Source organism: Brachybacterium sp. HMSC06H03, assembly GCF_001807385.1.
In the GTDB taxonomy this organism is placed as follows: Bacteria; Actinomycetota; Actinomycetes; order Actinomycetales; family Dermabacteraceae; genus Brachybacterium; species Brachybacterium conglomeratum.
In genome coordinates this window covers 1-11,152 of sequence record NZ_KV788921.1, presented here as the reverse complement: position 1 = coordinate 11,152, position 11,152 = coordinate 1, and the positions used below count along the sequence as shown (strand labels likewise).

General features: G+C 72.6%; 9 protein-coding genes. 2 read left to right on the top strand and 7 right to left on the bottom strand.

Going from position 1 to position 11,152, the window contains the following annotated elements:
- From HMPREF3159_RS13740 to HMPREF3159_RS13715, 6 genes are all read right to left on the bottom strand, one after another.
- On the bottom strand, positions 1-1,106 hold a 1,106-nt coding region (locus HMPREF3159_RS13740; RefSeq protein ID WP_070501694.1), incomplete at its 3' end, for a glycoside hydrolase family 3 N-terminal domain-containing protein.
- Positions 1,107-1,109: 3 nt separating this feature from the next.
- Complete coding sequence (locus HMPREF3159_RS13735; protein WP_070501692.1) at positions 1,110-1,937, bottom strand: carbohydrate ABC transporter permease; 828 nt, start codon at positions 1,935-1,937, stop codon at positions 1,110-1,112.
- Positions 1,934-2,908, bottom strand: a complete 975-nt coding sequence (locus HMPREF3159_RS13730; RefSeq protein ID WP_070501691.1) for a carbohydrate ABC transporter permease — start codon at positions 2,906-2,908, stop codon at positions 1,934-1,936. The genes HMPREF3159_RS13735 and HMPREF3159_RS13730 overlap by 4 nt, the downstream gene beginning before the upstream one ends.
- A complete protein-coding gene (locus HMPREF3159_RS13725; RefSeq protein ID WP_070501690.1) occupies positions 2,905-4,185 on the bottom strand; it encodes a sugar ABC transporter substrate-binding protein in 1,281 nt (426 codons plus the stop codon). The genes HMPREF3159_RS13730 and HMPREF3159_RS13725 overlap by 4 nt, the downstream gene beginning before the upstream one ends.
- 384 nt (positions 4,186-4,569) lie before the next feature.
- Entirely contained in the window at positions 4,570-5,862 is a 1,293-nt protein-coding gene (locus HMPREF3159_RS13720; RefSeq protein ID WP_070501688.1) for a Gfo/Idh/MocA family protein, read from the bottom strand.
- Positions 5,863-6,012: 150 nt separating this feature from the next.
- Positions 6,013-7,347, bottom strand: coding sequence for an MFS transporter (locus tag HMPREF3159_RS13715; RefSeq protein ID WP_070501686.1), 1,335 nt, complete (start codon positions 7,345-7,347; stop codon positions 6,013-6,015).
- Between the two features lie 371 nt (positions 7,348-7,718).
- On the opposite strand from HMPREF3159_RS13715, the gene trpB reads away from it, so the two are divergent.
- Complete coding sequence (trpB, locus tag HMPREF3159_RS13710) at positions 7,719-9,023, top strand: tryptophan synthase subunit beta (RefSeq protein WP_070501684.1); 1,305 nt, start codon at positions 7,719-7,721, stop codon at positions 9,021-9,023.
- Between the two features lie 292 nt (positions 9,024-9,315).
- Here trpB and HMPREF3159_RS13705 read toward each other — a convergent pair whose 3' ends face one another.
- Positions 9,316-10,425, bottom strand: coding sequence for a histidinol-phosphate transaminase (locus tag HMPREF3159_RS13705; RefSeq protein ID WP_070501682.1), 1,110 nt, complete (start codon positions 10,423-10,425; stop codon positions 9,316-9,318).
- A 300-nt stretch (positions 10,426-10,725) separates the two neighbouring features.
- Between HMPREF3159_RS13705 and HMPREF3159_RS13700 the strand changes: the two genes are divergently transcribed.
- On the top strand, positions 10,726-11,124 hold the full coding sequence (locus HMPREF3159_RS13700) for a phage holin family protein (RefSeq protein WP_070501680.1): 399 nt from the start codon (positions 10,726-10,728) through the stop codon (positions 11,122-11,124).
- Positions 11,125-11,152: the final 28 nt, after the last annotated feature.

The following is an 11,152-nucleotide window of genomic DNA, read 5'->3' as shown; positions in this document are numbered from 1 at the left end:
GCGGCCGCCTCCGCGCCGAGGGCCTCCCCGCGCGCGAGGGCGTCCTCGAGCTCGGGGGCCGGGACGAAGCGGCGCCGGGTGCGCAGGCTGCACAGCCGCTCCCGGGTGCGCTCGGCGCGCTCGTGCAGCGCTCTGCGCGGGATCCGTCCCGACTCGACCGCGGCGAGGATCGCGTCATGGGCCTCCCGAAGCATCTGCTCGTCGTCCCGGCGCAGCGAGGTCCCCAGGCACAGCAGGTCCGCGCCCGCCTCGAGGGCCCGGACCGCCGCCTCCCCGTACCCGGGGTCCTCGGCGACGGCGGCCATGTCGAGCGCGTCGGTGATGACCAGGCCGTGGAAGGTGCCGCCGACGGCGCGGTCCAGCAGCGGCCGGGACCAGGGCGTGATCGAGGCGGGCCCCTCCCCGAGCGCGGGGACCAGCACGTGCGCGGTCATCACGGCGTCGAGCCAGGGCGCGATCCGCCAGGGTGCGAGGTGCTCGGCCACGAACTGCGCCGGGCCGAGGTCGATCCGCGGCAGAGCGGTGTGGGAGTCGGTGGCGGTCGCGCCGTGACCGGGGAAGTGCTTCGCGCAGGTGCCGATCCCGGCGTCGATCAGCCCGGTCGCGAAGGCGCGGGCGTGCAGGGCGACCCGGTCGGGCTCGTCGCCGTAGGCGCGGGTGCCGATCACGGGGTTCGCGGGATCGGTGGAGACGTCGAGCACCGGGGCGAGGTCCAGGTCGATGTCGCAGGCGGCGAGGAGGTCGCCGAGGGCGCGCCCGGCGTCCCGGGTGAGCTCGGGGTCGTCGGCCTCTCCGAGCGCCCAGGCCGTGGGCAGGGACGAGCCGGTCCGCGCCTGCAGCCTGGTGACGTCCCCGCCCTCCTCGTCGATCGCGACGACGCAGTCCTCGGACCGGGCGTGGACGGCGCGGGAGAGCTCCCGCGCCGTCGCGGGATCGGGGGTGTTGTGCCCGAAGAGGATCACGGAGGCGAGACCCGCCTCGAGCGCCCCGTCGAGCCAGGCGGGCACCTCGGTGCCGGTGAAGGGGGCCATCAGCACGCCGAGCACGTCGGCGTCGTGGCGGGCCCGGGGCGCCGCGGCGCCCGGCCGGGAGGGGATGCTGGTCATGCCTCAGCCCTTCACGGCGCCGGCGGTGATGCCCTTGGCGAGGTTCCGCTGGACGAGCACGAAGAAGAGCACCACCGGCAGGGCGATGATCGTCGAGGCGGCCATCACCGAGCCCCAGTCGGCGGTGTTCTGGGTGAAGAAGGTCCGCAGCCCCACGCCCACGGTGTACTTCGAGCCGTCCTGCATGAAGGTGAGCGCGAAGATGAACTCGTTCCAGGCGGTGATGAAGGAGAACACCGAGGTCGCCACCAGGCCCGGGGCGACCAGCGGCAGCAGGATCGAGCGAAACATCCGCCACCAGCTCGCCCCGTCCACGTAGGCCGCCTCCTCGAGCTCGCGCGGCACCGCGGCGACGAAGCCGCGCAGGTTCCAGATCGCGAAGGCGAGGGAGAAGCCGAGGTAGACGATGGTCAGGCCCAGCAGCGAGTTGAGCATGCCGAGGGTCCGCGCCTGCAGGAACAGCGGGATCACGAGCGCCTCGAGCGGCACCATCTGCACCATCAGGACCATCACCAGCACCTGGGTGCGCAGCCGGAAGCGGAAGCGGGCGACCGCGACGGCGGCCAGCAGCGCCACCGCGCCCGAGAGCACGACGGTGCCCAGGGCGACGACCAGGGAGACCCGCACGTAGCGCAGGAACCCGGCGTCGACCAGCACGTGCTCGAAGTGCTCAAGGGTGAGGCCGCTGGGCAGCAGGGCCGCCCCGCGGGAGAGCGGGCTGGTGTCCACGGCGGTGGAGAGCATCCAGTAGAAGGGGAAGAGGGTCAGCGCCAGCAGCACGACGACGCCGATCGCCCGGGCCGCGGTGGTGGCGGGGGTCCGACGGTTCACAGCTCCTCCTCCTTCATCAGGGTGCGGATGTAGACCACGGAGATCACCATCAGCAGCGCGGTCAGCAGCACCGCGATGGTGGAGCCCATCCCGTACTCGCCCTGGGCGAAGGACTGCGTGTACGACCAGACTCCGAGGTTCATGACCTCGCGGGTGGAGCCGTCGCCTCCGGGCATCAGGAAGATCTGGACGAACACCTTGAAGTCCCAGATCGTCGAGAGGATCACGCACACCGCGATGATCGGGCGCAGGGTGGGCACGGTGACCTGCCAGAAGCGGGTCCAGGCGCTCGCGCCGTCCAGCGCCGCCGCCTCGTACAGCTCGTGCGGCACGGTGGTGAGCCCGGCGAGCATCGTCACGGCGATGAACGGGAAGCCGTGGTAGACGACGTTCAGCGTCGCGATCGCGTAGAAGCTCCACCGGTTCGTGAACCAGTTGACGCTGCCGGCCTCCATCAGCCCCAGCCCGTCGAGGGCCGAGATCACGAGCCCGGACTGGGGGTCGAAGAGCCAGACGAAGATGTAGGTGCCGGTCAGCGCCGGCACCGCCCAGGCGACCATGATCGCGGTGGTGCAGATCGACCGCCAGGCGGTGCCCAGCGTGTTCAGGAACAGCGCCACCACGGCGCCGACGGCCATGGTCAGCACGACGCACACGATCGCGAACCCGACCGTGTTGGGCAGCACGATCTGCCACAGGAACGGGTCGGTGAGGACCTGGACGTAGTTGCCCAGCCCCACGTAGTTGCTGTCCCCGCGCAGGAGGTTCTTCAGCTCGTAGTCCTGCAGGGACAGGTTCAGCACGCGCACCATCGGCCACAGCAGCAGCACGCCCAGCACGATCAGGGCGGGGGCGAGCAGGAGCCAGGGGGCGAGGCCGCGGCGCAGGCGGCGGCCCGGCGGGACGGCGCGGCGCTCGAGCGGCGCTGCTCCGTCCTGCCGGTCGCGGAGATCGGGTGCGGCGGTGCTCATTCGGAGAAGAAGCCGTCCATCTCCTCGGCGGCGGTGTCGGCCGCGTCCTGGGCCGAGGTGCCGTCCAGGACGGAGGAGATCATCGTGCCGAGCGTCTTGGCGCCCTCGATCTTGCCCCAGGCCGGGGTGACGGGCACGGACTTGCCGCCCTCGGTCATCTGGGTGGCGAAGACCTTGGTGAGCTCGTCGCCGCCGGCGACCACCTCGTCCAGCGCCGCGGTGGTGCCGGGGAAGTAGTTGGTCTCCTCGGCCCAGCGGGTGGCGAAGTCGCCCGTGGTGACGAGCTTGATGAGCTCGAAGGCGAGCTCGGGCTCCGCGGTCTCGGTGAAGCGGCACATCAGCGAGCCGCCGAGGAAGGACGGCGCGACCGGGGAGTCCTTCGCCGGGATCGTGAAGGCGACGAGCTTCTCGGCGAGCTCGGGGTTCTCGGCCTCGATGGTGGCGGGCACCCAGGAGCCGGTGATGAACATCGGCACCGTCTCCTGGAGGAAGGCGGCCAGCGAGTCGGTCTCCAGCCAGGTGGTTGCCGCGGAGGTCGAGGCGCCGTGCTTGAGCGCGAGGTCGGTGTACCAGGTCAGGCCCTCGACGGCCTCGGGGCTGTTGATCGCCGCGGTCCAGGTCTCGCCCTCCTGCGTGGCGATCTCGCCGCCGGCGCCCCAGACGAAGGGCATGGCGGAGAAGATGCTGGCGCCGGCGACCGGGAAGGGGATCCAGTCCGGGTCGTGCTCCTTGAGCGCGGTGATCATGGTGAGCAGGTCGTCCCAGCTCTGGGGCTGCTCTGCGACCCCGGCCGCCTCGAGCATCTCGCGGTTGGCGAGGATCGAGCGGACGCCCGCGTACCAGGGCATGCCGTAGGTCCCGCCGTCGAGACTGCCCGCCTCGACGAGCCCCTCGACGAGGCCGTCGGCGAGGCCGGCGGCCTCGATGTCCTCGGAGAGGTCGTCGATGCCGCCCGCGTCGGCGAACTCGGGCACCCAGGTGGTGCCGACCTCGGCGACGTCGGGGCCGGTGCCGCCGGCCATGGCGGTGACGAACTTGTCGTGCGCGCCGTCCCAGGGCTGGACCTGGACGTCGAGGGTGGCACCCGTGGTCTCGGTGAACGCGGTCTTGAGCTCCTCGATGTAGGCGTCGGCGGAGGCGTTGGTGCCCTCCATCAGCCAGAAGGTGAGGGTCTTGCCCTCCCCGCCGGATCCTCCGGAGTCCCCACCGCAGGCGGCGAGGGCGAGGGCTGCCGAGCCTGCGGCACCGGCGGCCAGGACGTGTCGTCGAGCGATCATGAGGGACTCCTTCGTCGGCTCCCACCCACCGGTGAGAAAACTTCACTTCTCGGTCATGTGTGAGTGAAGTTACCACTTCGTCGGCGACGCGGGACACCGCGGAAGGTCACAGATCGGCACGGCTCCGCGTCGAGCTCCCGACGGCTCGATCGCACCGCTCGTGGCATGCAGCACCCTCCGGGCGAGACGCACCATCACGCGCCCGGCATGCCGCTCCGCACCACCGCGGCGCTCTCCGGACACGCCACAACGCCCCAGTCCTTCGATGTCCCGCACCATTTCTCTGGAGCGTTCCGTCGATCGACTGGGGCGAGCAGGGTGCGGCCGGGCGGAACCGGCCAGTCGGACGCGCGCGGCCCGGCGCTGACGTCCGGGCGCGGGCCGTCAGACGCGGACGGCGGCGGAGGCCTCCTCGATCGCGGCGGCGAGCGCCTGCGGGTCCAGCGGATCCTGCTCGGCGTCGAGATCGACCACGGGCAGCGGGCAGTCGCCGAGGTCGTGGATCTCGAGCCGCTCGCCGCCGCGGTTCATCGACTGGTGGGCGATGACGCCGGGCAGCGTGTAGCGGGCGGCCTGCCACGCGTTGACCACGGGCTGGTAGCCGTCGGCCACGGCGCGGGCGAAGTCGTCGACGAGGAAGTGGTGGGCGCCCTCGTGCCCGTTGGGCAGGCCCTGGAACTCCTCGGGCAGGCGCTCCTGGTGGTGGGCGCGGGAGGCGCCGGCGACGAAGGCGTCGCGCAGGGCCGGGGAGACGTCCGCCAGGCGCGGGTCGTCCAGGCTCATGGTCGACCCGGTGGCGATCAGCTCGGTCACGTCCAGCACGCGCTTCTTGTCGTGCCAATAGGTGACGTCGATGGTCTCCTCGAAGCTGGACTCCTCGCCGAAGAAGCGGAAGCGGGACTCGCGCTTGTGGCTCGGGTAGCCCACGCGACGCAGCTCGTTCGTGCGGAAGGCGCCGCCGTTGTCCATCCCGAACAGGGCGAAGGCGTTGGAGACGTCGTTGCCGAACATCGAGACGTCCCTGTCGAAGACCCCGTCGCCGCGGGTGTCGGGGCGCCCGAGCGCCGAGACGGAGACGGCGTGCCGCTCCCCCAGCACGCCGAGGATCCCGCCGATGGAGTGGGTGGGGTAGAGCAGGGGCGGGTAGGAGGCGGTGGACTTCCACTGCTCGCCGCCGGAGTACCTGTAGGCGTCGTAGAAGCCGAGGTCCATGTCGTGGACGTAGTCGCCCTCGGCGTAGAACACCTCGCCGAACGCGCCGGAGCGGTGGATGCGCCGGGCGAGGACGACAGCGGCGTTGTACTGGCTGGTCTCGCCCATCATGTACACGAGCCCCGTGCGCTGCACCTCCTCGGTGATCTGGCGGATCTCGTCCTCCTCGATGGCCATCGGCACCGCGGAGTAGACGTGCTTGCCGGCACGGAGGGCGGCCAGGGCGTGCTGTCCGTGGGTCCAGCGCTGGGTGAAGATCGCGACCGCGTCGACGTCGGAGGCGAGCAGCTCCTCGAGGTTCTCGAACCGGTCGGCGAAGGCGACCCCGCGCGCCTCGACGGCGTCGATCCGCTCGGGGACGGAGTCGACGGCGTAGAGCGCGTCGATGTCGGGATGGGCGGCGAAGAGCTCCGCGAAGTGGGATCCGAACTGACCGATCCCGACGATGCCCAGCGTGAACGACATATTTCCTCCTTGAAAGTAAGTACTGGGAGGAACGCTACGGCACGGCGGGGGCGGCGGCAAGCCCGGCCCGGCCGACGAGGGCCCCGACGGCGGCCGCGGAGCGGACCGAGCCCGACCGACGGGCTCCGCGGCCGACGGGACAGGGGCTCCTCAGAGCTGGCGCCAGCGCCCCGAGCGCCACACCTCGCGCCACGGCGGGACCTCGCGGCCCTGCACGGCCATCCGTCGGCGCAGGTTCCGACGGGTCACCAGCATCCCGACCGCCCCGATCGCGAGCAGCGGGAGCTGCACGGCGAAGGCGAGGCGGAAGGAGGCCAGGTCGTAGTCCCCGTCGGGGCGCAGCAGGTCCAGCACCACGCCGATCAGGAGGATCGCGACGAGGGCGCCGATGAAGCCGCCCATGATCACGGCGCCGGTCGCGGTGCCGAGGCGGTGCTTGGCCAGGTCCGTGCGCGGGAAGTCGAAGCCGACGGAGCTGGCGGGGCCGCCGATGGAGTACCCGGAGACCAGCACGATCAGCAGCCACATCGGGGCGTTGCCCGGCCACAGCACGAGCGCGAGCAGCGGCACCAGGATCGTCGCGACGATCAGCAGCACCAGCGTGGAGCGGCGCAGCGGGTGCCGCTGGGTGAGCGCACCGATCAGCGGACCGCCGACGATCGCGACGACCACCAGCACGGTCATCACCGCGGAGGCGGCGGGGCGGCTGAGCCCCTCCCCCGCGGTGAGATACGGGTAGCCCCACATCATCGAGAACGCGATGCCGGGGAAGCCGGCCGTGAAGTGGGTGAAGAAGCCCAGCTGCGTCGAGGGGTGGCGCACGATCCGCCCCAGCACCACGGGGATCCGTCGGAGGTCGTGCTTCACCGTCGGACGCGACATCCCCGGCGGCGTCGCGCGGACGACGAGCAGCACCAGCACGGCGGCGATCGCGCTGAGCGCCGCGGCGGAGGAGAAGGCGGGCGTCCAGCCGGCCACGCTCAGCACGGCCACGAAGGGGACGGCGGAGAGGATCTGCCCGACCTGGCCGAGGATGCCGGTGAGCTGGGTCAGCAGCGGCACGCGTCCGGGCGGGAACCAGGCCGGGACCAGCCGGATCGCGCTCGCGAAGGTCAGCGCATCGCCCGCGCCGAGCACGATGCGGGCGATCATCGCCACGCCCACGGTCTCGGTCTGGGACATGAGCACCTGGCCGAGCGCCATCAGCACGGCGCCGACGGTGAGGGTGACGCGGGAGCCGTAGCGGTCCAGCAGCACGCCGGCGGGGATCTGGGCGAGGGCGTAGACGCCGAGCTGGAGCACCACGAAGGTCGACACGATGGTCGCCGAGGCCCCGAACCGGTCCGCGGCCTCGAGCCCGGCGACGCCCATCGTGGTGCGCTGCAGCACGGCGATCGAATAGGCGGTGACCGCCGCGATCCAGACCGCGTAGGCGCGGGGGCCGCCGAGGGCGGGAGCGGGGACAGGGGCGGCGGGGGCGGCCATGGGGTCCTTCGTGCGAGGAGGTGCGGGGCGACGTGCAGTCGGACCGGACGCCTCGGGCGCCCGTCCCGCAGCGGCAGGGGCCCGACCGCTCTCAAGACTATCGGCGGCGACCGCGGGGCCGGTAGTGATGTCCGCCCCTCCCCCGTATCACCGGGGGCGTCCGTCGGCCGGTCCTGGGTCGCCGGCCGGCCGTGCCGCGCAGCACGGCCGGGGCTGGGCTATGGTGCCGCCATGCGCGCCGCGACGATCAGCCGGTGGGCCGCCTGAGGGCGGTCCCCTGTCGCATGCGCTGACACCGAAGCCGCCCGCCACCCGGGCGGCTTCTCGTGTCTGCGAGCCTCCCGGTCCGGGCCCGATCACCGGAGGTTCCCATGACCAGCACCACCGCACCCGCCGCACCCGCCGTCGACGGGGCTCCCGCCCCGCGCACCCTCGCCGAGGCCGCGGCGCTCACCGACTCCCCCGCCTTCGCCGGGAACACCGGCGGTCGCTTCGGCGACCACGGCGGCGCGATCCTGCCGCCGCCGCTCGTGGAGCCGATGGCGGAGGTCGCCGCCGCCTACGAGGAGGCCCGGCACGACGAGGAGTTCTTCGCGGAGTACTCGCGCCTGCTGCGCGAGGTCGTCGGCCGCCCCTCCGCGATCACGAGCGCTGACCGGCTCTCCGACCAGCTCGGCGGGGCCCGGATCCTGCTCAAGCGCGAGGACCTCAACCACACCGGCGCCCACAAGATCAACCACACGATCGGCGAGGCGCTGCTGGCGAAGCGGATGGGCAAGCGCACCCTGATCGCCGAGACCGGTGCCGGCCAGCACGGGGTCGCGCTCGCGACCGCCGCGGCGCTCGTCGGCCTGGAGTGCGAGATCCACATGGGCGCGGTGGACGTCGCCAAGCAGCGCCCGAACGTGGTGCGCATGCGCCTGCTGGGCGCGAAGGTGGTCGCGGTGGAGACTGGCCAGGCCACCCTCAAGGAGGCGGTCGACTCCGCCTTCGACGTCTACGCCGCGGATGCCGAGCGGTACCTCTTCGCGATCGGGTCCGTGGTGGGCCCGGCGCCCTTCCCGGACATGGTGCGCGACTTCCAGTCCGTCGTCGGCCGCGAGTCCCGTGCCCAGCACCTCGCCGCGCACGGCCGCCTGCCGGGCGCGGTCATCGCCTGCGTGGGCGGCGGCTCGAACGCGATCGGCGCCTTCGCCGCCTATCTCGAGGACGAGGAGGTGCGGCTGATCGGGGTCGAGCACGGCGGGCAGGGCGACGAGCCGGGCCGCCACGCCGCGACGATGACCTTCGGCCGCCCCGGCATGCTGCACGGGATGGAGACCCTCGTCCTGCAGGACGAGGACGGCGAGCCCGGCGAGGTCCACTCGATCGCCTCGGGCCTGGACTACCCCGGCGTCGGACCGCAGCACGTGCATCTGCGGGAGCTGGGCCGTGTCGAGTACGTGCGCGAGGGAGACGAGGCGGTGCTCGATGCCTTCCGCCTGCTCAGCCGCACCGAGGGGATCATCCCCGCGCTCGAGTCCGCCCATGCCCTCGCTCATGCGATCCGGATCGCGCCGACGTTGGGCCGTGAGGCGCACCTGCTGGGGAACCTCTCCGGGCGCGGCGACAAGGACATCGACTACGTCGCCGCGCAGATCGGGATGACCGGGGAGGCCGACGCCTTCGTGCGGTGACCCGCTGGTCACCGCGGATCTCCCCTTGCCGCCGGGTCGCGGCGGTGCTCGGCTCGTGGCCATGCACCCCCTCGCGAGGCACCGGTGCCCGGCCCGTCTCGCCGACTGCGCCGGCTCTCTCGGGATCGCCGTGTCGATGGTCCCGCTCGGCGCGGTGATCGTCCGGACCACGGATCTGGCGTCCAGGCCGTGGTTCGGGCACGTCGTCCGGAGCCTGTCGACGCCTGAGGCGCCGCCCGCCCGGCAGACCTGCCGGGGGCCGTGCGGCCGGTCCCGCGCGCCCGGTGGAGGCTCAGCCCGCGATCCACTCCCCCGCGATGGCGAGCAGGCGGTCGTTCGCCTCCTCCTCCGCGATGGTGGCGCGCACCCCGTCCGTGCCGTAGGCGCGCAGCACGAGGCCGCGTGCGTCGGCGAACTCGGCGAACTCCCCCGAGCGCTCCCTGAGCGGGAAGTAGACGAAGTTGCCCTGGCTCGCGGGCAGCTCCCAGCCCTGCTCGCGCAGTGCGGCCATCACTCGCGAGCGCTCGGAACGGATCTGCTCCGCGCGGTGCTCCAGCTCCTCGGCCGCCTCGGGGGCGAGCGAGGCGAGCGCCGCGGCCTGGGCGGGGGCCCCGGCACCGAAGGGCACGGTGACCTGGCCGAGCGCCCGGGCGAGCCGCGGATGGGCGACGGCGTAGCCGATGCGCAGCCCGGCCAGGCCTTGGAGCTTCGAGAAGGTGCGCAGCAGCACCACGTTGCCGTGGCGGCGGAAGATCCCGGCGGTGCCGAGCACGGTCGCGGGATCGTGGAACTCGCGGTAGGCCTCGTCGATCGCGACGACGACATCCTCGGGGACCAGGGCGAGGAAGTCCTCGACCTGCTCGGTGGACAGCGAGGGGCCGGTGGGGTTGTTCGGGGTGCACAGCAGCACCAGACGGGTGCGCTCGGTGACCGCCGCGGCCATCGCCTCGAGGTCGTGCTCGCCCGCCGCGGTCAGCGGCACGGGCACGGGGGTGCCGCCGTGGGAGCCGACGAGGATCGGGTACGCCTCGAAGGAGCGCCAGGCGAAGACGACCTCGTCCCCCTCGCCGACCACCGCGCGCACGAGATCGCCGGAGACCGCGACGGAGCCGGTGGACAGCGCGATCTGCGCCGGGTCCACGCCGTGCTTCTGCCCCAGCGCGGCGCGCAGCTGCTGCGCGGAGGCGTCGGGGTAGCGGTTCGAGGACTCCATCGCGGCGACCGCGGCATCGCGCACCGAGGGGATCGGCGGCAGGTGCGACTCGTTCGAGGAGACCTTGTAGCGATGGATCCCGTCGTCGGCCGCGGGCTTCCCGGCCACGTAGGCGGGCAGGTACTCGAGCGCGGGGCGCAGACGGATCGTCTCGGCGGGCTGGTCGGGGCGGGCGGCGGGGTCGGACATGTCGCCAGGGTATGCCCGGCGCCGCGGACCGAGCAGGGGCGTCCGGGGCGCCGCTCACTCCCCCAGCATGCGGCGGATCTTCCCCACGATCAGCTCCGGCTCGGTCGCGGCGATGACGTGGCCCGCGTCCTCCGCGGCCACGAACGGCCCGCCCCGCGGGAGTGGAGATGCAGGGCGCGGCCCTCGGGCGTGCGCACGTCGGAGTCCTGTCGCATGCGGACGCCGTGGCAGTGCTCCTCCGGGAGAACCAGGGGGGTTCTCCCCCATGCGCCGCCGAGGCAGGGCGAGGACAATGGCCCCATGCGATTCCTCGGACATCTCATCGTCACCGGCCTCGCGCTGTGGGTCACGGCCCTGATCCTGCCCGGCATGCATCTGGGCGACGACTCGGCGACCCTGCTGAGCCAGGTGCTCACGATCGGCGCGATCGCGCTGATCCTCGCGCTGATCAACACCATCGTGAAGCCCCTGCTGTCGTTCCTGGCCTTCCCCATCACCTGCCTGACGCTGGGGCTTTTCCAGCTGGTGATCAACACGCTGATGCTTCTGCTGGCCGGATGGGTGTCGGGGCTGGTGGGCCTGACCCTCGAGTTCGACACCTTCTGGTGGGCGCTGCTGGCCGGCGTGATCATCGGCATCCTCTCCGCCATCGTCGAGGCCGTCACCGGGCTCGGCGCTCCAGACCGCGAGCGGGCCTGATCCCGGCTCGCGCCCGACGCGCCGTCGG